This is a genomic window from Aporhodopirellula rubra (genome assembly GCF_014192335.1).
In the GTDB taxonomy this organism is placed as follows: domain Bacteria; phylum Planctomycetota; class Planctomycetia; order Pirellulales; family Pirellulaceae; genus Rhodopirellula; species Rhodopirellula rubra.
The window spans coordinates 314,003-339,131 of the sequence record NZ_JACHXU010000005.1 but is presented as its reverse complement, the minus strand read 5'-3'; the positions used below and the strand labels follow the sequence as shown (position 1 = coordinate 339,131).

The following is a 25,129-nucleotide window of genomic DNA, read 5'->3' as shown; positions in this document are numbered from 1 at the left end:
CGTTCTTACTCGATCGGTGCCTGTTGCGTGAGCGTGACGCCACGATAGCAGGAACATGACGATTCTGCTTGCACCTTGAGAGGGCGAATGCACTGGGGAATCATTAGTGTCGCTGTACATGAACACGAGTTCGTTTGATAACACCAACGCACGGGGCATGTCTGCCTCGTCTAGGTCAGAAGACTTACGGTGGATGTTTACTTCTCTTGACGTGTTGCGATCGGTACGTAGCCAAGTTCCATGCCGGCGGGCGGTGTGACGAGGACGCCCGCGTCGAGTCTCGCCAATTCACCTTCTCTCGGTGGCGGTAAGTATTCCTGATCCTTTTTCCATGTGCGGTGCAGTTTCTCCACTTTCGTTTGCATTTCTTCACGCTCGGCATCGGTAAGGTCAGCATTCAGCAGTGCGGGTTGGTCGGCGAAGCGATACCAGTAATAGGTCAGCAGGCTTCCGTCACCGAGTTTGGTGGTGAAGGGGCCGGCGGACGGACCGGGCGTTTTCCAACAACTGTCGGGTTCGTCGGGAGTCACGTAGGCTTCCGATGGCTTGCGTTGGGGGCTGACGAATTCGACGTCGGCGAGACCCGTGTCGGAGGGAACCTCGTCGGGCGTGACGGCAACCCATTCGGATTTCGATGCGGTGTTTTCGTCCAAGCGATAGTACTGCGGCAGTGTGACGAGCGAGCCTTGTTCGGTTTCTGTTTCGGTGGTGAGTCGTTCGTCCCAACGATATCCATAGGTCGTCGGGCCGAGTGTTACGGGGGTTGCGAATGCGTTCCAGCGGATCGGACGCTTGTCTTCCTTGGGCGTGGCCCGCGGATAAAGCCTCCACGTCGAACCGCCCGCCGGTGCAAAGGAATGCACTTGCGACGCGGCGGTGTCGACGGTGCCATCGACTGGTTCGCCACCGCCGAACCATTCCTGGACCGAATCCCAAAGTGCGGCTCTCGTATACGCGGTGGCTTGGTGCACGACGGGCGAGGTTCCTTTCGCGTCACGTGGGAACGACGTTGGAGCGACGCGGGTGTAGGTCACGCCTTTGGAGTCGGTTGATTGAAAGGCGGGGATGTACTGCGTTTCCATCTGGATCGCCTTGTTCGGGTTGGCCGGGCGGCTGTCCAGAAACATGCCGCTGTACGATGGCTCTTTGACGCTCGGTTTAGAAAAGAAGTAAGGCGTGAAGAAGGCGACGGGGCCTTTGAAATTTCCCGTGTTGAGAAACAGCGTCCAGGATTGGTCGCCGGTGGGAACGTCGGCGCCCGCGGTCGTTTGTTTGGCGTCGGTAAGCGGGAGTGGTAGGTAGCCGTAGCCAAAGAGTTGACTGCAGGTTCCTTGTTCCAGATTCAAACCGTCCGGTGGCCATACGACATGCGGGCTTAGTTGTGCGATGCCGTACTTGCCTTGAGGTTTCGACCAATCGCGACCCTTGCCCGCCCCCGGGCCGTTCGCCCATTCGCTGAAACTCTTGGCCACGCCGCCCATGATGAATTTGGGTGTTTCGGTGGCGAATCGGGTGTCACGCCACCATCCCAAACCGCCCTCGATGTCGCTGTAGGTTTCCATCGACCGTTTTTCATCGGTCTTCGCAAACATCCATGTTCCGAAGAGCCCCGTTTGGAATCGGTTTCCCGGGTATTTGTCGAGGAGCGGCCAGGCAGAGACATAGAGCGAAAAACCGGCGTCGTATTTTTCCGAGAGCTTCTCATGCGGGACGAGCAAATAACCCGCCGTCTCGACGGGAGTCGGTTTCGAATCTGTTTCAGTATGAGACGACGTGTCAGGTTTAGACGTGGTGTCTCCGGCGGACGCAGTAGCGAATGCGATGATCACGACGGAAAAGAATATTGGGAGGACTCCCCATATGTCTGAACGAGTTTTCAGCATGGATCGACTCTTGCAGGAAGGCGGTGGCAGGTGGGCGATCAAATCAACCGTGTCTATCAATTTGATCGGTGGCGTCGAGAGAAATACGTTTCTGGGGTGAAGCGTCTAGTTGTAGCGGAGAGCAACTGATGAGACAGGCATTTACGGTGAAACGTGGCCGCTTTAGGTGGAAATGGGAGTGTCGGATGGAGTAAGCACGCCTTCCGACGGTGAATCACGCGGACCGATGCCATCGTCTGGATCGCGATGCGTGTCGACAAAGACAAGTTAGGGTTGGTCGATTTGCGTCCAGTGTTTCCTACTGGAATCGATGGTTTGCCAAAATGCCCGTGGAAGGGACCAGAATCGTCCCAACGTTAGATGCGGACCCGATCCGATTTGACTTGGCATGCAAACTGCGTTGATGGGGTGAAGCACCAAGAGAATCTTACCTGTCATCGGAGTCACCCATGTCCACTGTCGATCTGCAACGCCCGCTTTCCCACACTCTCTCGGGGTGGCACTCACGACCACTGAGTCCTAAGACGACGACTGGCAACGGTTTGTTTGAAATGTCGACTGCCGCGTGGGGTGTGATGCTCGCGTGCAGTGTAACGGCGTTTATCACGAGTGCTTATTTGGCTTGGTCTGCGATGACGTTATCGCCGGTCGCCGGTTGCAGTGGCGGCAGCGTATTCGATTGCGAACATGTTTTGCACAGCCGTTGGTCAAAGGTTTTGTCGGTGCCGGTGAGCATCCCCGCGCTGCTGACGCACGCAACCGTGAGTAGTCTGTTGTTGGTCAATCCGGTGAGCACGCGTTTGCGGCAACTTCGTTGGGGCGTGATCGGATTGGCAAGCGTGGCCGCGGGGGGCGCGGCGGTTTGGTTTATCGGTTTGCAGGTGTTTGCTCTCGGGCATCTTTGCCCTTACTGCCTCGTCGCTCACGCAGCAGGGTTGGTTCTCGCTGGAACGTTTTTGTGGAACCATCCCGTCGATCGAAAAGCGTTTCGGTGGATTGGTGCCGGTGGGGTAGGCGCGTTAGCGGTTTTGATCACGCTGCAGGCGACCTCCGAACCTCCAGTCACCTACCAGACGATTGAATACAACTCTGTTCCGGCCTCCATTGAATCAGGGACTAACGCGGGAGCAGATGCCGATGGGACATTTTTCGCCCCACCTGCGTCGGTGAGTACGAGCACAGCGATTCACGAAAATTTTGCACAACTCGGGTTGTCTGATCTCGGGATTGGAAGCGCAGCGAAGTTTGCGTCGGTGATCATCAATCCTGCGTCATTACTTTATGGCGAAGTGAGTGCGGCGTCTCAGGAGCCGTTCAAGACTGTCCAGGTGCTTGGCGGGGTAAAGCTTTCGACGAAAGATTGGCCGGTCGTAGGGGATCCCGATGCCGACATCGTCTTCGTTGAAATGTTTGATTACACGTGCCCGCATTGCCAACAGACGCACAAATCGTTGGACGCGGCTCGTGAAAAGTTTGGCGAACGCTTGGCCGTGATCGCGTTGCCTGTGCCGCTCGACGGGAAATGCAACCCAACCGTTCGATCGACGCATGCGAGTCATTCCGAGGCATGTGAGATTGCCAAGCTCTCAGTTGCAGTGTGGATGGTCGATCGTCAGAAGTTCGCGGAGTTTCATGACTATCTCTTTGAGTCCACGCCGTCTTATGCCGACGCGTTGAATCACGCGTCTTCTCTTGTCGATAAGGCAAAACTGACTGATGTCTTGAGTGGCTCGGTTCCGAGTGAATACATTCAACGACACGTTCAGTTGTATCAGCAGGCTGGATCGGGAAAGATTCCAAAACTGTTGTTCTCGCGAACAACCACGGTAGGTGCTGTGGATTCGGCTCAAGCAATGATTGATTTGATCAATCGGAATCGATAGACACGTTTGTGGCGGCTTATTCACGCCTATTTGAAGGCGGATGAGACGCAAGCCGGGCTAGAAGTACGAATGAGCATTAACTCATTCCTGCCAGTGGATACGCCATGGGAGGGTGCGTTGGGTGCTGAGCCGGAAAAACAACAGCCTCCGCTCAAATCAAGAAGTGATTGAGCAAGTTGCCTTCAAGGTTTGGGTTAACCACAGCCTGAGCCTCGAAGTTTTTATTTGCGACTTCAGGAGCTTGATTATGCTTCGGGACGTTTGACGTCTCGACGCGTTGCGTTTTGGATCGGGGTAATCGCCTCGGGAGTGAGCCAGCCGTGTTCGATCGCAATCTCAGCCGCTTGCGTGCTGTCTTTGACCAAGTACATCGGTACGCCCACCTCTGCCGATTTGCGAACGTATTGATCCACTTTCGCATCGTGGTTGCTCACCAAATCTGGATCGATGTCACGAATGAAGATGCCATGAATGCGTTTGGGGAACTCCGCAGCGGCGGCCGCGTACAGTCTCGCGTCCTCCTGTCCGGAGTCGCCAAAGAGGAGAAACGGAAGCTGATCAAAAGTCTTGATCAAGCGTCGAGCTTTATCGAGTTTGTGGTCGTGCCCTGACTTCAAGAACTTGTTTTCATCAAATCCAAGGTCACGCAGCAACAGCGGACCTCGAGGGATGGCGTTGAGTTCCAAAAAGTCTTCGAGTAGATCGTAGAGATTCCATGGCGAACTCGAAACGTAGAAGATCGGATTGGTGGGGACACCGTGGGTATCCCGCTGCAGATGTTCGTACAGTTCAGCGACTCCATCGAGAGGAGCACGCGTACGCGCATTGCCGAAGAAGGTGAGCTTTGCCATGGTGGCAATGTCGGTCGCACCGGTGTGCAGGATCGTGTCGTCGACGTCGCTGATGATCGCATAACGGGCGTCAGGGGGAACCGATAACACGCCGCACGATGCCCGGTCGCTCTGACGTCGCGCCCGCGGGTGGTTGAGGATTCGCAACGTTGCGATATCCCAAAAGACGTGATCGCGGCTTTCGGATCGGGGAAGTTCGAGATGGAAGTAACCTTCGGCGTCGGAGGTCGTGGTTGCTCTTTGACCGTCCAATGTCGCTTCTACGGTGACGCCAGGAACCTCATCGCTTACGAAACGCTGGATTGCGTTGCTTAGGTTTCGCCACCAGCGGTCGCTCTGATAGTCGGCACTGATTGGTGGATTGGTAAGGACCCTCCCGTGCAGATGAATGAAGTCAGTTGATGCGTATCCCATGTATGGCTGAATCTTCGGTACGCCTTCTCGACCAAAGCGACGCCTGATTCGTCGAATGCCGGAGTCGGTGATGTCATCGGCCGCCGAAGCGGTACGAGTCAACCAGCTCTTGAAGTGCTGTTGCCATTCATGGTTATCGGCGACACTCACGGAATCAGTCCTTGGATTTGGGTACAAAAACAGCCGATCATGAGATCGGCTGTTCGGGAAATTTAATTTGGCGGCTTCCTAACTCGACAGTGTCGAGGCCGCTCGATAGGACTCGCGTCGCATGAACGCTCGTCAACTCAGCGATTTATTCGACTTCCTGGACGGTTTCGTTATCGTCCATCTCTTCGAGTTGGTCGGCACGTTGTTCGCCTTCTGCCTCGATTTGATCAGCGATTTGTTCGCCGCGGTCTTCCAGGTTGTCAGCTTTTTCTTCAGCCTGATCTTCCCAGGCAGGGCGAGCGGATTCGTATCGGTCTTCGATGTTTTCCGCTGCGTTGTCGTAGTTTTCGCGAACGTCGTCAGCGTACTGCTGAGTGGTGTCACGGACATCTTCGGCTCGCTCGTCATATACGGAGTCATCGCAACCGACGAAAGTCAAACCGAGAGCGAGAGTCAAGACACTAAGTAAAGTCTTCATTTTTGTACCTGTCTGTTGGTGGCAATTCGCCGCCTCGCGACGGTCGCAGGCGGCGTCAGGATTCGAAGTTGAACTGGATGAAGGAAAGGCAATCGTCGTGCCAAAGTCACGCCGAATTTTGTTGAAACGCGAATCTGAATTGCAGCTGCCTTCAGCGATCCGTCCGCGAGCGTCTTGCATTCACGTTTACGGTGGTTTCAGCGACTGAGTTTTGCACTCGACAAAATCTGCTCCGCTGGTTGGGCAGCGTTAGATACGGAACGCGACCGTATGATTCTCGCCGTTGCACTGAGGTTCTCGAAAGTCGTGGCGGTAGTCGTCTGGATGGTGACGACCCGTGATCCCGGCCAAGCGAACGATTGTTTTTGATTCGTAGCGTTTGTTAATCGGCGGCGCACGGAGAGTGCGTTCGATTTGGAGAGAAATCGACACCCTTGGGCGATCATCGATCGACGATAAGGCTTCAATAGAAATGATCAACGATCGGCTGGGCTCGCTGCTTGCGCGGCTTCGTCGCAACTCGTCGTCGGATTCAATCGCGGATGGCGTGTTCGGGTTCTCGTTGGACCGCTTCGCCATTAATCTCTTCGTCTTCACGAGCCCGTTCGATGCGAAGGTCGACTTCTTCCTGGTCGTCCGGTTTTTCCTCGAGGACCTCATGCTCTTTTTTGCGTTCCGGTTCGAGTCGCAGGTCGATCATCATTGGGAAATGGTCCGAGCCGATGTGTGGCAATCGGTGAATGTCACTGACGGTGAAGTGGGGGGAATGGAAGATATGGTCGAGCGGGTACCGGCAATACCAGTGATCGGCATGAAATGTGTTGAAGAATCCCCTGCCACGTCGCGGGTCCAACATGCCACTGGTACGTAGGAACAAACGCGTCGTTGCCGACCAGGCTACGTCATTAAGGTCGCCTCCAATGATGGTCGGTCCAGTCTCATCAGCCAGTTCTTGCCCCCAAATTGTAAGCTCGGCGTCGCGGGCGGTGGCGTCATTTCCTCGCCACGGCTCCGGTGGGCGTGGGTGCACCGCGATGACGCGGATCTGCTGCCCATTATCGAGTTGAATATGGGCGTCAATCGACGGAATATCGTCCTGAACGAGAAAACGCAGTTTGTGATCGATGATGGGCAGGCGGGACAACAACATCATGCCGTACCAGTTGTCTTGCGGTTGGACGATGCGGTGTGGGTACCGTTCAAACAGGGTCGAGGAAACCGCGTCGACCCAATGTTCATCGATTTCGAGGGCGACGAGAATATCTGGATCAGCGTCCTGGACGACTTTGAGCCATCGTTCGTACTGGTCGTTTTCCTCTTCGACGTTGGAGACCACCATCCGCACCGTGGCTGGATCCTCGCTCCGGCGATGCTCCCGAGCCGTCGGCTTTGCTTGTCGTGGGAATACGAGAGTGTAGGGAATGATGCGGAATCCGTGCCACAGGGTGAGCCCCACGGCGAGCGTGACGAGTAACCAGAATGGAATGGGCGATTCTCCTCCGACGGCGGAGTGAACGGCGACATGGCAGAGCACGATTGCCCAACCAATGACGATAATTTGCACGCGCGGGAAGTCCCAACCTCGGATGAACCAATGCGGGTTCGAACTGAGGTTGAGTAGCGAGCCGCTCACCAGGAACACCTGGATGAGTAACAGCAAATAGTCGAGCATTGTTATGAGCATGGTGGTCCTTCATGAAATTCGCGGCACTTCCAACGGAACATGGTTGCAACAATCGCGCCGGAACGCGGTTTGCGTCCGCTGCGTGAGCGAGTGTTGAACAAATGTTCGCGATCCGATCAATCGGAGAGCTGAAACCAATCCGGGAAAAACCATGGCAACTACGCGAGACAGACCGGCCAGAATGTCAAACGGGCGTCGTCAATCCGGTTTCGCCGCGGATTCGCTTCGCGTCCATGGCCCGCATTGGACTCGTCGTGATTCAACATCGCCATGGGTGGTTTGCATCGCATTTGTGCTAATTCTAGGCGTTTTGTATGTCGCCAGCAGTCTTTTTGTGCCTTTGGCTGTTTCGTTGATCGCTTATCTGACATTGAGGCCGCTGGTCGCGCGGTTGTGTCGTTTGGGATTGAACCAAGTGACCGCGACCGCGGTTGTGATACTGGTGTTCTTTTCGATTGCCGCTCTCGTGACGTCCTTACTATATAGCCCGTTGCAAAGTTGGCTTGCCGAAGCGCCGGAAAGTGTCAATCGACTGCGAGAGAAGTTCGACAGAGTCGCTGAACCATTGGCGACGGTCGATCGAGCGGAAGAACAGCTTAGCCAAGCCACTGAAGGCGTGAGAAATGAGCCGACGGAGGTGACCGTCTCGGTGAAAAAGCCGAGCGTGATCGACCCTGCGTACTTGATCAATCAAACCGGGCACTTGCTCGCGTTTGTTGGTGCGATCGGCGTGCTCACGTTCTTTATGTTGACCAACGGTGATGACGTGCTCAATCGCATCTTGAACGTTTTGCCTCGAGGCGGCCGTCGCGAAAGCGTGCTCGAAACGATTGCTGAAATTCAAAACAGTGTTGGTACCTACCTCGGGCAAATCACGATCATCAACGCGGGGCTCGGCGTGGCGGTCACGATCGTGATGTGGGCCGTCGGCATGCCGACGCCGTATCTTTGGGGAGCGATGGCAGCGCTGTTCAATTTTGTTCCATACCTTGGTCCGATTGCGGGCACACTGGTTGTCTTGGTAGCAGCCGGAACGACGTTCGATTCTTTTGGTCGTTCCCTGTTGACTGCTGCTGCGTTCTGGGTAACCACCGCGGTGGAAGGACAATTCGTCACACCGGCAATCTTGGGGACGACACTGAAAGTCGGAAGTTTGATCGTGCTCGTGTCGGTTGCGTTTTGGGGATTCATGTGGGGCATGGCGGGCGTGTTGTTGTCGGTTCCCTTGCTAATCGTGATGCGGCAAGTCTTTGCCAGTTTCGATGAGACGTATGCGATCGCAGTTGTCTTAGGTGAAGACCCCTGTCGACCTGGCGACGATTGCGAACCTCTTAAACAGGATGAAGCGATAGCAGAGTCGGTGTGACTCCTCAGAGTGATGTACTTGGCATGGATGTTGCGAAGACCGATGGGCATGAACGGATGGAGGGCCCATCTGATTTTCGATTCTTACCTAGAGTACGACGAGTACACGATGCCATTGAACTTCTGTCGCTCTCTGCGGCTGATCGCTTGCACTGCGATGGTGACTGCAGCGACAAGTATCGGCGATGCGGCGACCCAAGATTCCATTCAAACCGGTGATGGTTTGCTGATGGTGAAAGCCGCAATGCCTGAGACCGCTCGCGTCGGTGAAGAGTTTTCTTACGACGTCGAAGTGGTTAACACATCGGACAATACAGTCCTCCACAATGTCAAACTGAAACAGCGAAAGGCGAAAGGGTTTACGATTGAATCCGTTTCGATGCATGGTCAAAACGACCAGTCCGAGCACAACGCCACAGCGTCCGGCCAACAAGGGAAGTCCGAGAAAAACGCGTCCGACAAATCGAGGGCAAACCAAGGAGACGAGAAAGATCGATCTGAATCTTCAAAGCGGATGATGGTCATCGAGAAACTCGAACCGGGTGAATCTCGCACGTTTACCGTAAAAGCCTCTGGTGATGAAGATGGACAGTTCCGCAGTTGTCTGGAGATTTCCAGCTATACACCGGCCTTGTGTTTGGCCAGCGAGATTGTCAAACCTGAGCTGGAGTTGACCAAGATGACTCCCAAGAGAGCCAATCGATGCAACGTCATTGAGTTGAATTACAAAGTCAAGAACGGCGGGAGTGGTGACGTTGGCAAGTTCACGATCACCGATTCACTTGGCGAGGGTCTGATGACAATTGACGGTGAAAGTGAGTTGTCATTTCCCGTCGATGAGTTAGCCACAGGAGAAACCCGCGAATTCGTCGCTCGTGTTTATGCGAAGAAGCCGGGCACCTTCAGCAGTCGTGCAATTGCGAGTGCCGATGACAGTGAGCTCAAGAGCCGCAGCAAAAAGACGACGACCGAGGTTGTCGCGGCAGACCTGACCGCGCAGGTAGATGGGCCGTCGCGAATTTATGCTGACGACCTGGCAACGTTCACTGCAACGATCACCAATACCGGAAATGTTGCAGCAGAGTCGGTGAACGTAACCGTCGATTGGCCTTCGGAAGCGAACTTGGCTGATTTGAGTGACTATAAGATTCGCAAGAGCAAGGCATCAACGCAAAGCCGCAATGGTGAACCGGCACCGGCGGAAGAGAACGCAAAGTCCGACGACGCGAAGTCGAAGAATGGACCGAGCGGCGACGCAAAAATGCAGAGTGAATCTTTCGTAATCGATCGGCTGGACCCGGGACACACTGCGGAGTTCACGTACGCGATCCGTACCGGTAATCTCGACAAGATCCGTACGAAGGTTCGCGCTCGTCACGTCTGTACTGTCGACGCGGCCGAAGACAGGGCGGAGTCGACGGCGAAGACTACCGTGACGTCGATGGCCACTGCCGAAGTCGTTCGGTTGGCAGCACTCCAATTGGCAGTTTTTGATGCGGAAGATCCAGTTAGGAAAGACTCGAAAGTCGAGTACACGATTGAAGTATGGAACGAGGGTGACGCGCCCGATCAGAATGTACGCTTGGTCGCCATGTTACCCAAGAACTTGAAGTTTGATTCGGCAGACGGGCCAACCGAAATGAAGAACGACGGCAGCAAGATTACCTTTGACCCGATCAAGACAATGCGGCCGGGTGAGCGTGTGGAATACACGATCACTGCCAAGCCGACAGGTACCGGGAACGCACGCTTCGAGGCAGCATTAACTAGCAAGATGTTGCAACAAGAGGTGGTCGGTGAAGAGCCAACTCGTCTGTTTGGTTCGGAAACGAACTAAAGGTGGAAAGTTGGATCAACTGAATCTGTTTCGACACCCGAAACCTCGTCAGGATGCCTGGCGAGGTTTCTTTCGTGCGGCAAGAGTGAATTTGTCAAAGCTTCGACGGGATCAATACTTCGTGGCGAGAGCAGCTTATCTCGTTCATTTGTTGACGGCGTCCGGCATTGTTCCTGCGGCGCTCGCGATGCACGAAATGTTGCAGCCCGATTGCGATCCCAGGATCGTTTTTGCATGTCTGCTGGTCACAACATTGATCGATTCGATCGACGGACCGTTAGCACGCCGATTCGAAGTGAAGCGGAATGCCCCGTCACTCGATGGTCGCGTGATTGACGACCTGTTGGACTATTTGACGTTTGCGTTCATCCCGTTGATGTTGATTTGGCGGATGGACTGGATGCCGGGCCGTCTTGGTTTTACCGTGATGATCGCGATGGGCGCGAGCCTTTTGGGTTTTGCTCACCGTGAGGCCAAGTCCGAGTCACGGGGCGTTTTCCGCGGGTTTCCTTCGTATTGGAATTTATTCGCCATTTACGCTGGTGTGTTCAGCACTCAAGTGAGCCCATGGTTGACTGCGATCACGCTATGGGGGCTCAGCGTTCTAACGGTTTCGCCTGTTTGGGTGCTGTATCCGAATCTCGCACCAAAGCGATTTAAGGGGGCGATTTTCATAGGCGGTATTTTGTGGACGTTATGCCTGATCGCAATGCTGTTGATGGACTATCCGCGTTCGCCTTTGTGGTTGGTTTACGGATCGCTCGCGTATCCGCTGTATTACGTCATTGTTTCGGTCGTGCATGTTCGCTCGATGAATTGAGTGAACGATGTCGTGAGTGAGCCATGACTGCTGGCATAGGAATTGCGATTGATTTGATTCGGAAACAATCTCGCATTCCTTGGAGCAAATGACATGTCAACGACGCACGCCGGCGCTAAACGCGGAAACCCAGATATCACGTGGCACGGATTTAAGGCGCGGTCGATGCCTGAGGTGCCGTCTTGGATTGAATCACTCGGACGATTCGGACACGTTGCCAAAGGCGTCGTCTATTTCATCATCGGTTTTCTCGCCTTCCAACTAGCCATTGGTGCCGGCGGCGAGCTTTCCGGATCTCGTGAAGCGATACGCGAAATTGGTCAGCAGCCCTTCGGGAGGTTGCTGCTGGGATTGGTGGCCACCGGCTTGCTCGGGTATACCGCATGGCGTTGGGTTCAGGCGATACGAGATACCGAGGGTGCAGGCACGGATGCAAAAGGCATCTGCAAGCGTCTTGGATATGCCGTAAGCGGAGCCGCTTATCTTTCCCTCGGTTGTTTCGCCGGGTCGCGTGCTCTCGGATTTGGTGGATCATCTAGCGGATCATCGGGTAGTGTGCTGCTGGATTCGAGTTTGGGGCGTGTCGTTTTGGTCGTTGCGGGGATTGTCACGGTCGGTGTTGCGTTGTACTTCGTCTACAAAGCGTACTTGGCATCGTTCATGACGAAGTACCGTTTGGGCGAGATGAACGATACCGCTCGGAAGGTTGCATTGAACGCCGGTCGAATCGGTTTGAGTACGCGGGCGGTCGCGTTTGCGATCATCGGCGGGTTTATCTTTGTGTCGGCACTTCGCGGGACAGCCGACGGTGAGATCGCTGGCATGAGCGATGCACTTGCGATGATCGCAGCTCAGGAGTACGGGAAAATATTGATCGGCATTACTGGCTTCGGTTTGATGTGCTACGCCGTTCACATGTTTTTGATGGCACGCTATCGACGGTTCAACGTGGCGTGATCCCGGCGTCACGGATCGAAGTTCGCGAGATTAGGACGTGACATTGGTCGCCTATCTGAAACGCTTTTCACTGTAGTGGAAAGCGTTTTTTTGTACGTTTCCGGGGGCTGGCTGCGCGTCACTTTTTCCGCGTATCGATGTGAAATCCCCCGTTTTAAGGTGGAGAGAAAATGATCGATGAGGTTCAGGCACGGGGTTTGCGTTTGCGTGAATGTTGTAACGGAGGTGGCTCCGCTCAATACGAAGTCCCCTGAACTGTCATTCGCTTGCCTCTCAATACTGAACGATGAATTTTATAAAACAAACTTTTGCTGAATTTTCCAAGGACCGCTGTACCACGTTAGCGGCGGCGCTTGCGTATTACACCGCCTTCGCGCTGCCGCCGATGCTGTATCTTCTTCTGTCGATCCTGACCTTTGGACTTTCGGTGATGTACGACAGCGAGGACGCGGAGGCGAAAGCAGAAGGCATTTTGCATAGTCAGGCGTCGCAAATGATTGGAAATCAGGCGGCCAGCGAGGAGATCGCGACGATCCTTGAAAACAATAAGAACGCCGAAGGAAAATGGTGGAAAACGCTTCTTAGTTTTGCGGGAATCATCGTCGGTGCTACGGGTGTCGTAGCGGCGCTACAGTCCGCCCTGAACCAAGTTTGGGAAGTGAAGCCTGATCCGGAAGAAACCGGATGGACCGACATGCTCGGGAAGCGGCTTTTGTCGTTTGGGATGATTTTGGGACTCGGGTTTTTGTTGCTCGTATCATTGGTGGTCTCTTCCGTCCTCCAGGGATTCAGCGAATGGATTGGCGTATCAGGTTTGCTCGGGGGCGTCGTTAATTTTGCCGTGCAAGCGGTGGTCGTGCTGATCGTCTTTGCCGGGATTTTCAAATACATGCCCGACGCTATTGTCGAGTGGAAAGATGTCTTGGTGGGTGCCGCGTTGACCACGGCGTTGTTCCTGGCCGGACGTTTTCTCTTGCAGATCTATTTCATGTACAGCGAACCGGGCGCACAGCTCGGTGCTGCCGCGGCGTCGTTGGCGGTACTGTTGGTTTGGGTCTATTACACCGCAGTGATTGTGCTCTTGGGAGCCGAAGCAACACAGACTTATGCTGTTCGTTATGGCAGTGGCATTCGGCCTGAACGCGACGCGGTTCGTGTCGTCGAAAAGATTAAACGCAACGTTGAACCGACAACTTAGGGAGAAACACTCATGTCTTATGCAATGCGACGAACGAATTCATCTTCCTACTTGCGTCGAGCTGGCTGGGTGCTGCGGGCGTGGATGCGAGAGCCCATGCAAGTGGCGACAGTCTGCCCTAGTTCGCCGTACTTGACTCAAGCGATCTCGGACCGCGATTGTGTTCGCCGAGCTAACACGGTCGTGGAACTCGGCCCCGGTGCCGGTGGTACAACACTCGCACTACTCGAGCAGATGATGCCCGAGAGCAAGTTAATTGCGATCGAAAAAACATCGGAGTTAGCGGCGGCTACTGCGGAGATTGACGATCCGCGGCTCCGAGTCGAGCATGCTGACGCCCAGGACCTCGTCGATGTGATCGTCCAGCATGGCGTTTCATCGGTGGATGTCGTCGTCTCAGGGATCCCTTTCAGTTCATTGCCTCAACCAGTTGCCAAGCAGATTATGCAATCGATTCACCGAGTGTTGTTGCCAGGGGGACATCTCGTTGCCTACCAATTTCGACCCGACGTCTGTGACTATGCCCGGCCCTTATTCGGGCCTCCTACGACGAAAACGGTGGCATTGAATCTTCCGCCGCTGCAAATTCACACCTGGGAAAAAGTCGAGACTCCGGAACACGCGAAGCCACATGTCGCGATCAACACGTAGTGAGAAGCGGCAAACCGGAAGGCGCGCATCTTCAAACGAAATCACTTTATCTCAAAACAGTGGAGGCCGATTTGACGAAGGCGGCTTTCGTTTGAACCCGGCTCCGTATCTTAGGAAAACACTGGGCGAGAGTAAGAGCGTTTCTGCGGTTATAGGTCCACTGTTACTCATTGCGATCGTATCGTCCACGTCCAATGCGGGATTCGAAGAGTCTGAGGGCAAGTTCGCATAGTAGACGTTTGTTAGAACCCGGCGGGCGTGCAAACGGTAGCTGCTTCGATTTGTTGCCGCGTTGGTCGAGCTAGCACCTCGATCGATTCTGATTCGCGGGCAAATTTAATAAACCCACCCTCTGCAAACGCATTCAGCCACGATTCCATCGGCCAGGTTTTCCATCGCCGCCGGAATTGTTCCGCATTGCGGACAATCGCATCGAAATGGTTCAGTGGTGGTTTGCAGACTGCGTGATGTTGATGATAGGCAATCGCGCCAGCGAATCCGAATGGGACACCTGCATCACGTGCTGCAAAAGCAAAATCAGTGTCTTCGGCTCCGTAGCCGGCAAAGCCCTCATTGAAGCCTCCGATTTTGCCAAAGGTTTGTTTGTTAACCGCGAAGCACAACGACCAGAACTTTTCGTATTCGGTCGAAGATTGCCGTTGTCCGATGTCGATCGCGGGTTGGATGGGATGCGATATTGCTGATTGAGCGAGATCGTCCATCGTCCAATCCCCGGCGGTCTTGTTCTGCGGGAGGTACCGTGGACTGCCCATCCACAAGTGATCCGGTTGACCGAACGCGTTTTCGAATTCGGTGAGCATTGTCGGGGACGGAATGCAATCCACGTCTAAAAACACCATCGCATTGCATGGACTCAATTGCGCCGCGTGATTTCGAGCTTCGGCAAGAGGGAGTGAGTCTCCGGTACCGTCAACGCGATCGGTGATGATTTCGATTGAATCGCATGGTTTGGGCGGATGAACGTCCTCATCCATGCCAACGATGACCCAGCAGTCGGGTTTACGGTTTGACATTGACCAACCGCGCGCTTGATTTTGAAGATGACGTTGGCGACCGCGAACGATTGTCAGGGCAGCTATTTTCATATCGATACCTTTGCGGATTGCTCTCGTTTCTGGTGGGACCAAGCGGCGACTTCGTGGATATGGTCAGCTGCCTGTTTTGCGCCGTCTCGGGCAAACACGGAATCCCACCGTGACGGATCGAGGTTGGTTGCCCGTTGGATGAGCGATGGCCAGGCTTCATCGGCAGGCCACTGGTCGAGTCCGATCGCAAGGCCTTCACGCTGAAGAATTTCGACCTTCCGAAACTGTTCGGCGAAGGGTCTCGGTTGCGCGACTGCGATGAATTTGCACCTCGCGTTACCGAGTTCCATGACACTGTTATGGCCCGCGGCGGTCACAACGACGTCTGCAGTTGTCGTGTATTTGGTGGCGTTGTCGATCCAACCTAGATAGCGAAGGTTGGGTGGATCATAGGCCTTCATCTCGTCAGCTTCTTTCCCGATAACGATGATTTGGTATTCGGGAAGCAGTTCGGCAGCTGCGCGGATACGTTTGTGAACGTCCCCTGAACCGCCACGGCCAAACATGAATACGATGGTAGCAACGTCACTGGTGTCTGCGGCGGAGTTGGACGGGCCTGTTGCGTGATTACGACAGAAACCGTCAAGGTACACTGTTTTTGCTCGCACCCAATCGGGCGTGATTTCGTCTTCCATCATTTCTGGAAAAGGAGCCAGCAGCGAGTGAGCAGCGGCGTAGGCGCCCAAGTGGGCCGGGTCGCTCCTGTCGCCGTGCTGACGCATCACAATCTGAGGAACTGAGGCAAGACGAGTCAGCATCGATATTTCTACTGACACATCAATAACCATCAAATCGGGTTTCGATTTGGCGAGCCAAGTTGTGTATTTGGCAACACGATTGGAGATGTTCTGTGACCACAATGGGGCGAAGTGCAGTGATGGGACATCCGACGCATGCCGCAGTCCGTCTGGACTGAGGTTGTCGTTGTCGCAATCCAATCCGATCAATTCCGTCAACGTATGCCCTGACCATTCGAGAGTGTCGATTCGGCTGGTGACGACGGATGCAGGAATCGTCAGATGCTGCAAAATTGCTTCCGTGCGATGTTTATGTCCCATTCCATGGTAGTGAACGTAAAATCCGACGCGTGGGCCGATCATGCGGCAACCTCTGCTCGGGTGCGTTCGTACATCGCCTCGTAATGGTCGACCATGCGGTCAAAGCTAAATCGCTGCTGTGCGACGAGTCGGCATCGTTGAGAAGACAGCGTTAAGCATTCACGCACTGCATCAGCGAGTTGCCACACATCTCCAGGAGCGGCCAGACTTCCTACTGATTTGTCGATGATCTCGGGGAGCGCACCGCGGGCAAAGCCAGCCACCGGTGTCCCGCAGGCTAACGATTCGGCAACTACCAGCCCAAACGGTTCATCCCAACAAGGTGTTACGATTGCGACGGCCGATCTCGCGATCAACCGGCAAAGGTCCTCGTGCCGTTGATGTCCCAGGTAGCAAGTTTCGCGATCTAAACGTGGTAAAACTTCTCGCTGAAAGTAATCGTCGTCACACACTGGGCCAACGATATCGATAGGAAGTCTCGCACGTCGCGCCGCGTCAATGGCGAGGTGTGTGCCTTTGTCCGGCAAGATGCGGCCGAACCAAATGGCTCGCTTGCATCGCGCGACACCGGCCTGGTTCCAAAATCCGGTGTCGACGCCGTTATAGATTACGGATTGGTTTTGAATGTGTGATTTCCAAGCGTCCGCATTCGCGTTTGAGATGTTGACAAACTGCCCGCACCGGAAGCAACTCCGTGCATTCAGTTCCGCAACCATTCTTTCCAACGGCGGAGCATGAAGGGTGGTTAGCATCGGCGTTGCGACGATGCCCGCGAAGCGAAGCGGGATCGGGCTTAGTGAGTGGTTGTGAATGACATCGAAGGACTGCTGCCCGAGCGCGGTCATGAGATGTTCGTAAGCTTCGTCTTCAACGCTTTCGACCCACTCGTTGTGAATGCGTCCTAATCGACGGCGGCTATCGGGAATGGTTGCTCGATCGATGATGGGCGTGAGTGGTAGAGAAGGATCAGAATCGCCTGAGGCGAACAGGGTAACGTCGTGTCCTCGTTTAACGAGGTTTCGGACGTATGCGTCGGTGAAACTTTCGAGGCCACCCGCATATGGTTTTGCGATGGGGTATTTTAAGTGTCCTATGATCCCAATCTTCATCACGTTGTCCCCATCTTGCGAATGTTATTGTCAAGTTTTACGGCTAGGTTTTGCAAACATGTCCGTGCAAGTCACGTTGTTTACTGCATGGTCTTGTACGTTGTTGTTTGATGTTCGATGTAAGCGAGCTCACAACGAGAAGCCGAATTAGCAACGGGTGTGCCAAACCTTTGCTGGCAAAATGAAAGGTGACACACGTGTTAGAAGAATACTGAGGAAGGTGTGTTGATTGCCTTAGATGAGGGCGCGAAAAAGTTCAGTCCGACGAAGGGAAGTCTCTGGGCCAGATTGGTCGATAATGTTTCTAATTTTTCGCGTGGAGTGTTTGCTACACATCCCGGATGAACTGGGCAATCGTTGGAACCCAGGACGAATCGAACCGACAATGGTCTTAGATCATGCGCCCTTGAGGCGCGCAACCGGGGCGTTTCAGCGAATATGGCGGCAGCAGCAATCGCCGCGTCCACTCACGGGCCCGGCGAACGGGGTGGGACCGAACGTTTAGAGCAGCGTTTGCTTCATCTGAGCGTCGAATCGACGATCAAACTCAGCAAACAGGCTAACGATGTCAGGGCGGTCTAAAACCTGTTGGACTTTCTCAGCACCCGTTTCGACTTCTTGAGAAGGCTCAAGATCGTCCTTAACGTTTTCATCTGGGGCGGCAACCTGGCGAGCGGTTTCCATCGCGGACGTTTTCCAACCACTCACGTGTGAAAGCGCATCGTTCATTGCAGCCTTTGCGACACGAAAGTCCATGCCGGAGTACGACTGATCGAAAGCGGTTCGCATTCTCGCGGCAAATACCGCGTCGATTTCCAGCGAGTCGTCACTTAAATATCGCTGCAACGTTCGGCCGAGGAGAACCATCCGCATGATTTCGAGCGGAACACCCCGGACAGAGGTGACGACCGCCAGGACTTTTCGGATTGGGAACAGGAGCAGTTTGAGTGGTGCCTTTGCGATTGCACCGACGCATCCGGCAAGGCATCCTCCATTGTCTGCGTAGTAAGGTTTCAGTGCGTCCAGGGTGACGTTGGCGTTCGCTCGATTCGCTTCCAGTGTCTGAGACACCACAAATCGTCGGCACTGGTCACGGACGAGGTCATCGATGAAGGGAACCGGAATGAATCGTGACGAAGATGAAACGATGCCCGCAACCACCCATTGATGAGTCAGGTAATCTGAAGAGTGATTAACAGACATCTATACTTTCGTTTTGGCGGGAATGAGTGATCCGCGTTCTGCCTGCGCGACGACCACTCCCGCACGTTGCATCCGGCGATCCGATTCGTTGATCAGTAACGCAAAACGGTGGAGAAGGTGTCGGAAAGTCACCCAAGGATAGGATGTCAATCGATGAAAACCAGTCGGTGCGGAAGTTGCAGACATGCAAATTTACCAAATACGGGAGTGTGTCGGATGTTTTTCGAGACCACTACCGTTCTTATTGCATTTCGCGAGCCAAACGTTCTCTCTAAATTTGATTGAGTCTCTTGCCTGCCCTCGAACGAACCGAAAAGAACGATCAAGCGTTTGGTTATCGCGCTCTTTTGTCGGTCGCCATTCCTTTGGCGGCGACGGTCGGTTGTTTTTCGATCACGTTGTTTACTGACCGAACGCTATTGATGTGGTACGGGCCGACGTCGTCGGCGGCGTCCGTCTCGGCCGGAAACTTGTATTGGGCGGTCGTTTGTATTCCCGTCACAGCGATGGGGTTTGTGACGCCACTAATTGCGATGACGCTAGGTCGGCGTCGCGGGCGTGGAGCGGTGACTCAACGTGTCTGGTCACTCGTTTGGCAGTGCATTTGGCTAACTTTCGCGAGCATCCCGCTGCTCATATTGGTCGGATGGTTGAGTCCACGGGTTTTCGAAGCGTTCGGTCACGAGACACTGCTCGCGCGCGAGGAGGCTCGGTATTTTCGAACCTTGTTGATTGTCGCCCCGGCGGCCATGCTCGAAGCCGGGCTGACTGCGTTTTTCGTTGGACGCCGGATAACCAGGCCGATCTTGCGAACGAACATCGCGTCGGCGATTTTGAATGTATTTCTTGATTTCTGGTTGATCTTTGGAGGGTTGGGGCTGCCCGCGATGGGCGTGTTCGGTGCGGCGTTGGCGACGGCGATCTCGATGTGGGGCAAAGTCATCGTGTTCGCAATTTTGTTGGCGAGAGTGAGGTCTTTCGGACGTCACTTTGCGGAGGCATGGCGACCCAACTCGTCCATCATTCGTGAAATTGTGATTCCCGGATCTGCTTTAGGAATTCAGCAACTCATTCGCTCGAGTCTGTTCAGTTTTGTTTTGCTCATGATCGGAACCGCTTCGGTAACGGGCCTCGCGGCAACGTCCGCAGCACTGAGTCTCTATCAGTTGCTGTCGATTCCGGCGATCGGTTTGGCGACCGCAGTGACGGTCGTGACGGGGCAAGGCTTTTCATCGGGGGGAATCACGTTGGCGGCCAACGTCGTACGACGCGGGTTGTCCATTGGCGCGGTTGGTGTCGGGGTGCTTGCCGTGTTGCTGATCGGCTTCCCGACGGAACTGCTACGCATTCCGCTCGGAGGGCTCGAACCGCAACAACAGGCTGATATCGAACCGGTGGCGGTCACCCTGCTTGGCTACGCGGCCGTCTATGGTGTCTTTGATGTTGCCAGCATGTTGATGGGGGCGTCGGTGAAAGCGGTTGGGAAGACCGTGATTATCTTGGTCGCGACGGCAATCCCAGGTGCCTTGTCGATTGGATTTGGAATCTGGTTTGCGCCCGAGGGAGATACCGCGGTGACCCACTGGTGGTCCGTGCTGGTCGTTTGGGCGATGGCACAAACGGGCATCATTGGTGCCGGCGTGGTGCAATTGTTCTTTGTTGCCACGCATCGCGTTGTCCCACGCGAGACAGCTGTTGGTGAGAGAGGTGGCAGTCGCTGACGGCGAGCCCGATTGGTGCTAGGTCCATCTTGCTCGCGAACGTGTCGGTTGGACTTTAGCGGACAGGAAGTGCACAGAGGCGAAATTGCGACGACGAACGTCCCAGAGGAGTTCGCGGATCAATCTCGCTCGATCTTCCATTTCGGCGGCGCGCGGAAGTCTTGGTTGCCGAACTTGTACGGAGGAATACTTTCCGTCGGTTGTAGTGAGCGGAACTCACGCAGCTTTTCGAACAGTTCGGTAACTTTCTCCGGATGATTTGCCGTTACGTTTTGGGTTTCGTTTGGATCCGTCGAGATATGAAAAAGCTCGACACGGTGGGAATCGGTGATTGACCCCGTAATGCGTGGTCCGTTGACGACGAGTTTCCAATTGCCCGAGATTACTGCGATCGGTTCGGCGGATTCGCCTTGTTGGCCGTGGTAGAAGAACAGGTCACGGGGAGGCAACCGATCTTCATCGCCCGACAGTAGTGCCGTCAGGTTTACTCCATCTAATTCGTTTGGCAATGATTGAGGATCGGCACCCGCAAGATTCATGACGGTGGGCAAGACGTCAATGAACATGGTCTGTTCAGTGAGTTTTCGACCTCCGGGAAATTGTTTGGGGTATCGGACGCAGGCTGCCGCACGCACACCGCCTTCGTAGGCGGTTAATTTGGATCCGCGCAAAGGCCGGTTTGAGTCTCGGATGCCTCCCACGCCGCCGTTGTCACTGAAGAACCAGACGACGGTGTCGTCGCGGATTCCATTGTCATCGATGGTTTGAAGAATTCGTCCCACTTCGTCATCCATCACGCTGATCATTGCGTAGTACGTTCTCTTTTTTCGGTCCTTTATCGCGGGATAGCGTTTGAGATCGGCGTCGGAGGCTTGGAATGGTGAGTGTGGGGCATTGAAGGGAATATAGCAGAAGAAGGGAACATCTTGGGTTGCGGAGTCTGCAATGAATTGCGATGCGGCTTGGCCAATGAGCGTTGTTGCGTAACCATTCTGGTGCGCCGGATGGTCGTTGTGATGCCAGTCGAGCTCGCCTTCACGTTCATGAGTGAAGTAATCGATGGCTCCGTTGTAACAGCCAAGGAAATCGGTAAAGCCTCGGTTGTTGGGCAGCCATTTTTTCCGAGCATGGCCGAGATGCCATTTTCCGAAAATTCCACGTCGTTCGTAACCGGCGTCCGCGAGCACGTTGGCGATTGTCGTTTCAGTAATTGGCAAGCCATAGTCTCGCCATGGTGGGATTACGGCCCGTGCGAGGCCAAATCGAATCGGATAACGTCCCGTCATGAATCCCGCTCGTGTTGGGCTGCACATCGGAGACACGTAGAAATTATCGAATTCGACTCCGTCTCGACAAAGTTGATCGAGATTGGGAGTCGAGACGTCGGAGGTGTGCCAGCCGACGGAATTCCAACCGAGGTCATCGGCCATGATGACAACGATGTTCGGTGTTTGAGCGTCAATGTAGTTCTGTGACAACATGCTCATGCACGCAATCGCGAGGGTGAACAATCGAAACAGCAGGGAGTGGGCCGCCATGATATTGCCAGAGTCTTTCAGTGAGTTGCGGATGATCGACTTTATTGGTTCTTTTTGCGATTGTAGGGAGAGTCTTTCGGGACCGTGCGATCGGGAGCTGCGGACATAGGGATATGGGCAGCGAGTCTCGCTTGAATTTGAGCGTGTCCGGCGGTGCCCGCGAGATTATTGAACTCATTGGGGTCCGAATCGAGATCGTAGAGTTCTTCGAAACCATTACCGTATCGAATGTAGCGGTAACGCGTGTCACTTACCGCGTGCGAGGCGATCGGTTCGTTCGTGAATTGGAACGATGTAAGCGATAGACGCTCACGTTTGGCATCAACGTCACGAAGTTGCGGTACCAACGTGGTGCCGTCGCATTGGTCGGGAGTCGGTATCTGTGCGAGGTCACAGAGAGTCGGGTAGACGTCGGTTAGCGTGACGGCTTGTTGGCTCGATTGTCCATCTTGGCTAACACCGGGAGCGTGGATGAATAGAGGGACATGGGTGGTTTGGTCCCACAACGCAAACTTCTCCCAGTTTTCTTTTTCGCCGATGTGAAAGCCATGGTCGCTCCACAAGACCAGGATCGTGTTGTCTTTCATGGGGGATTCATCTAAAGCGTTGAGAATGCGACCGAGCTGATGATCGACGTAGCTGATGCTGGCCAGATAGCCTCGCATGAATTTGGGCCACTGTTTGTTTTGGGTGACCCATTGATGCCAATGTGTCCGCCCGTGATCGTGCGCGTCGTCCAAATCATTGGTCTGGTGCGGCGGGAGTTGCACGTCCGCATCGGCGTACAGATCGAACCATCGCTGGGACACTTCCCATGGGATGTGGGGGCGAAACAATCCGACGGCGAGAAACAGGGGCTGCGTGTGTTCGGCCTGGAGTTGTTCGATCGCCCAATCGGCAACGAGGTGATCGCCGTAACTGTCCTCGGGGGCATCGATCACTGCCGTTCCGAACAGTTGGGCGTTAAGAGGACGCCCCTTCGTTAACCCTGTCTTGGCGTCCGGAATACGCTTGGCACGTGGCCAATCCGGCGCGATCGGATTGAGCGGATCGCCGCGATAGTCGTCCCAGGCATGGGGATCGTTCTGAGAGTCGCCAGCCGTCCACTGCAACGTATGGAAAATCTTTCCTCCTCCGACTGCGCGGTAGCCGTGGTTGCGGAAATGCTGCGAAAGAACTATCGCGTTTTGGAGCACTGGGGATTCATGTCGCCAACGGGGGCCGTGGGCACCAAATAAATTGCGATAGATTCCCGATGTTGCCGGGTGTACTCCCGTCATCACAGACACCCGCGACGGGTGGCAGGCGGGGGCGGCGCAATGAGCGTTCGTGAAATTGACCGATCGCTCGGCCAAGCGATCAAAGTTGGGTGTTTGAATTCCCGGATGATTGTCTAGCGGCGAAATGTAGTCATTCAAATCATCGATGGCGATGAACAACATATTAGGACGCTGAACCTCGTCGGCCGCGGTTAAACCTTGGATGCCGAGTAAAACAAACAGGACCAAACAAGAACGCATTCGATTTCGGTGGGATGGAGTTGGGGCGGGGGAGAGGAGGCGGGCGGGTGCGGTAAATGCCAAGGTTTACCTCGTCCGAACACATTGTACTGCCGCTGAGCGATCGAGGGCTCGTGCAATCGTCGGTCGATCGGAAAAGGGGATCACTTGCGATCACGATAGGTCGATTGAGATAGCAGTGGCTTGGGTCGGATGGGGATTGCCGCTGTATTGCACTACGGTAGAAGAGAGCCGATATCGACGTGAAATATCGAGTTTCGTTAGCGGCGGGTTCCCAACGAGGCGATCGTCATATCGTTTTCGATTGCGTGTCGTATTCGGAAGTGAGCGACACTCATCGTGAGGAGAGCGGTTGGCAATGAGCGTTCATTTCACAATGCCTGCCCGTACCCGAGGAACTCGATGAAAATACCGGAGGGAATGTGATTTGGTGTCACATTCGTCTCCGGCAGATGGGCTGGCGTTCGTTCGCTAAGTGCAATCCGGGTGAGCGTCGGCGTCAAAGACGTTCGCCTCAGACACCCGTTTTTGACGACATGTTTATGCCACTGTTGTCGCGGTCGAAACCGGTTCGCAGTCTGGGAGTTCATTACGGCGACGGCGGTGCTCTTCGTTTTGCCGACGGCTGCTGCGTTGAGCCGTTTGAGTTTGGTCAAACGCATAATTCGATAGCAGGCCACATGATGGGCATCGACAACTGACCACAGGCAACACATTTTCGTGTCCCATCATGAAGGAGCTGAACGTGCCGCTGACCCAGAACAGATTGTCTTTGCGGTAGTCACCAAATTGGTCGAGCAGGAAGCCTTCCTGCATACTCGTGTTACAACTCGGACATCGTGGTTGGTTCATTGTTCGTCTCCGTTCAGAATGGTGCATTTGGCCATTGAAATCTTCCGCGCCGCCAATCGTTCCACGCAGGCGCATTGAACCTGAACTCGCCGTTGAATCCGCTGACGCGATCATCGAGAGTCCTTAGCAACTGTTGTTTCCGATTGTCGGGCAGCGATTCGTCTGCATTGATGGCCTCGCGAACCTCTTGTCGTGTCCCTTTGAATTCATGAGAGACCGTTTCCTTGTTAGGGTCGTTGAACGTGATGCGCGCGGTGTAGGTGCCGTCGGCTTCTTTGACAACGCTCAGTGACACGAACTCGCTCCATTCGGTTCCATCGTGCGTGGCATCCTGCGTTTCGGTGAGAAAGTTTGGACGCATGGATGACCATGGGAAATTGAATGGCGGTGTCATCCCGGACCAATCATTGGTGTGAATCCGATTGCGTTTGGGCGTTTTGTCCAGCGTGACGCTGGTGGATTGGAGTTTGCCAGCACGCACGTATTCCAATTCGACCGTTGATCCCGGTTTGTCGTTGCGGACTTGTTTGATCAATTGCTCGCTTGAGTACAAATCTTGGTTGTTGTATCGAACGAGTATGTCGTGGCGTTGGATACCGGCTTTCTCGGCTGCGGAACCTTCCAAAACGTCGGATACTAACACGCCACGTCCATCGACGATCACGTCCGGCAGATGACTGGCGAGCGTTTCGGGAAGTGACGAAATCGCGATCCCAAGACTTGCTTCGGTAGGTTCCGATTGGGTGACGTTCGATGCGGCGTTCTCGCTGTAGGCGGGGGCCGCCAATACGAGCGTTAACAGGGCGGCAAACAGGTTGTAGAGCTGAGTTTTCATTTGGGTGCCTCCTTTG

General features: G+C 54.5%; 21 protein-coding genes. 8 read left to right on the top strand and 13 right to left on the bottom strand.

Annotation, left to right across the window (positions count from 1 at the left end; genetic code table 11):
* Positions 1-197: 197 nt before the first annotated feature.
* Complete coding sequence (locus FHS27_RS09285) at positions 198-1,883, bottom strand: hypothetical protein (protein WP_221224975.1); 1,686 nt, start codon at positions 1,881-1,883, stop codon at positions 198-200.
* A gap of 449 nt (positions 1,884-2,332) precedes the next feature.
* On the opposite strand from FHS27_RS09285, the gene FHS27_RS09280 reads away from it, so the two are divergent.
* Positions 2,333-3,766 carry a vitamin K epoxide reductase family protein gene (locus FHS27_RS09280; RefSeq protein ID WP_246419337.1) on the top strand — a complete coding sequence of 478 codons (1,434 nt, stop codon included), beginning with the start codon at positions 2,333-2,335 and terminating at the stop codon, positions 3,764-3,766.
* 245 nt (positions 3,767-4,011) lie between these two features.
* Here FHS27_RS09280 and FHS27_RS09275 read toward each other — a convergent pair whose 3' ends face one another.
* The 3 genes from FHS27_RS09275 to FHS27_RS09265 form a co-directional block, all read right to left on the bottom strand.
* Positions 4,012-5,181, bottom strand: a complete 1,170-nt coding sequence (locus FHS27_RS09275) for an App1 family protein (protein ID WP_184304413.1) — start codon at positions 5,179-5,181, stop codon at positions 4,012-4,014.
* Between the two features lie 145 nt (positions 5,182-5,326).
* Positions 5,327-5,659 carry a hypothetical protein gene (locus FHS27_RS09270; protein ID WP_184304411.1) on the bottom strand — a complete coding sequence of 111 codons (333 nt, stop codon included), beginning with the start codon at positions 5,657-5,659 and terminating at the stop codon, positions 5,327-5,329.
* A gap of 532 nt (positions 5,660-6,191) precedes the next feature.
* Positions 6,192-7,343: an endonuclease/exonuclease/phosphatase family protein gene (locus tag FHS27_RS09265; RefSeq protein WP_184304409.1), complete on the bottom strand. Its 1,152-nt coding sequence runs from the start codon at positions 7,341-7,343 to the stop codon at positions 6,192-6,194.
* A gap of 151 nt (positions 7,344-7,494) precedes the next feature.
* Between FHS27_RS09265 and FHS27_RS09260 the strand changes: the two genes are divergently transcribed.
* The 6 genes from FHS27_RS09260 to FHS27_RS09235 all read left to right on the top strand — a co-directional run bounded on the left by FHS27_RS09260 (position 7,495) and on the right by FHS27_RS09235 (position 14,171).
* The gene (locus tag FHS27_RS09260) at positions 7,495-8,709 is read left to right on the top strand and encodes an AI-2E family transporter (RefSeq protein ID WP_246419336.1); all 1,215 of its coding nucleotides are present in this window, start codon (positions 7,495-7,497) and stop codon (positions 8,707-8,709) included.
* 108 nt (positions 8,710-8,817) lie between these two features.
* Positions 8,818-10,545 (top strand): DUF11 domain-containing protein, encoded by a 1,728-nt coding sequence (locus tag FHS27_RS09255; protein WP_184304407.1) that lies wholly within the window; start codon positions 8,818-8,820, stop codon positions 10,543-10,545.
* Positions 10,546-10,555: 10 nt separating this feature from the next.
* Positions 10,556-11,365, top strand: coding sequence for a CDP-alcohol phosphatidyltransferase family protein (locus FHS27_RS09250; protein ID WP_184304405.1), 810 nt, complete (start codon positions 10,556-10,558; stop codon positions 11,363-11,365).
* Between the two features lie 93 nt (positions 11,366-11,458).
* Positions 11,459-12,322 carry a DUF1206 domain-containing protein gene (locus FHS27_RS09245; protein WP_184304403.1) on the top strand — a complete coding sequence of 288 codons (864 nt, stop codon included), beginning with the start codon at positions 11,459-11,461 and terminating at the stop codon, positions 12,320-12,322.
* Between the two features lie 286 nt (positions 12,323-12,608).
* On the top strand, positions 12,609-13,520 hold the full coding sequence (locus FHS27_RS09240; protein WP_184304401.1) for a YihY/virulence factor BrkB family protein: 912 nt from the start codon (positions 12,609-12,611) through the stop codon (positions 13,518-13,520).
* A 12-nt stretch (positions 13,521-13,532) separates the two neighbouring features.
* Positions 13,533-14,171: a class I SAM-dependent methyltransferase gene (locus FHS27_RS09235; RefSeq protein ID WP_246419335.1), complete on the top strand. Its 639-nt coding sequence runs from the start codon at positions 13,533-13,535 to the stop codon at positions 14,169-14,171.
* Positions 14,172-14,413: 242 nt separating this feature from the next.
* Here the strand turns inward: FHS27_RS09235 and FHS27_RS09230 are convergent, their stop codons facing one another.
* From FHS27_RS09230 to FHS27_RS09210, 5 genes are all read right to left on the bottom strand, one after another.
* Positions 14,414-15,205 carry a glycosyltransferase family 2 protein gene (locus FHS27_RS09230; RefSeq protein WP_315854505.1) on the bottom strand — a complete coding sequence of 264 codons (792 nt, stop codon included), beginning with the start codon at positions 15,203-15,205 and terminating at the stop codon, positions 14,414-14,416.
* 68 nt (positions 15,206-15,273) lie between these two features.
* Entirely contained in the window at positions 15,274-16,377 is a 1,104-nt protein-coding gene (locus tag FHS27_RS09225) for a glycosyltransferase (RefSeq protein WP_184304397.1), read from the bottom strand.
* On the bottom strand, positions 16,374-17,444 hold the full coding sequence (locus tag FHS27_RS09220) for a glycosyltransferase family 4 protein (RefSeq protein WP_184304395.1): 1,071 nt from the start codon (positions 17,442-17,444) through the stop codon (positions 16,374-16,376). Before FHS27_RS09220 ends, FHS27_RS09225 begins: the two co-directional genes overlap by 4 nt.
* Before the next feature lie 501 nt (positions 17,445-17,945).
* Entirely contained in the window at positions 17,946-18,647 is a 702-nt protein-coding gene (locus FHS27_RS09215) for a hypothetical protein (protein ID WP_184304393.1), read from the bottom strand.
* Positions 18,648-18,833, bottom strand: a complete 186-nt coding sequence (locus tag FHS27_RS09210; protein WP_184304391.1) for a hypothetical protein — start codon at positions 18,831-18,833, stop codon at positions 18,648-18,650.
* A gap of 104 nt (positions 18,834-18,937) precedes the next feature.
* Here FHS27_RS09210 and FHS27_RS09205 point away from each other — a divergent pair, with 104 nt between their 5' ends.
* Positions 18,938-20,368, top strand: coding sequence for an MATE family efflux transporter (locus tag FHS27_RS09205; RefSeq protein WP_390853040.1), 1,431 nt, complete (start codon positions 18,938-18,940; stop codon positions 20,366-20,368).
* A gap of 119 nt (positions 20,369-20,487) precedes the next feature.
* On the opposite strand, the gene FHS27_RS09200 is transcribed toward FHS27_RS09205, so the two are convergent.
* The 4 genes from FHS27_RS09200 to FHS27_RS09185 all read right to left on the bottom strand — a co-directional run bounded on the left by FHS27_RS09200 (position 20,488) and on the right by FHS27_RS09185 (position 25,113).
* Positions 20,488-21,906 (bottom strand): sulfatase-like hydrolase/transferase, encoded by a 1,419-nt coding sequence (locus FHS27_RS09200; RefSeq protein WP_184304386.1) that lies wholly within the window; start codon positions 21,904-21,906, stop codon positions 20,488-20,490.
* Between the two features lie 41 nt (positions 21,907-21,947).
* Positions 21,948-23,426, bottom strand: a complete 1,479-nt coding sequence (locus FHS27_RS09195) for a sulfatase (protein ID WP_184304384.1) — start codon at positions 23,424-23,426, stop codon at positions 21,948-21,950.
* 540 nt (positions 23,427-23,966) lie between these two features.
* A complete protein-coding gene (locus tag FHS27_RS09190) occupies positions 23,967-24,278 on the bottom strand; it encodes a PF20097 family protein (protein WP_221224973.1) in 312 nt (103 codons plus the stop codon).
* A 13-nt stretch (positions 24,279-24,291) separates the two neighbouring features.
* Positions 24,292-25,113, bottom strand: coding sequence for a S1C family serine protease (locus FHS27_RS09185; RefSeq protein ID WP_184304382.1), 822 nt, complete (start codon positions 25,111-25,113; stop codon positions 24,292-24,294).
* Positions 25,114-25,129: the final 16 nt, after the last annotated feature.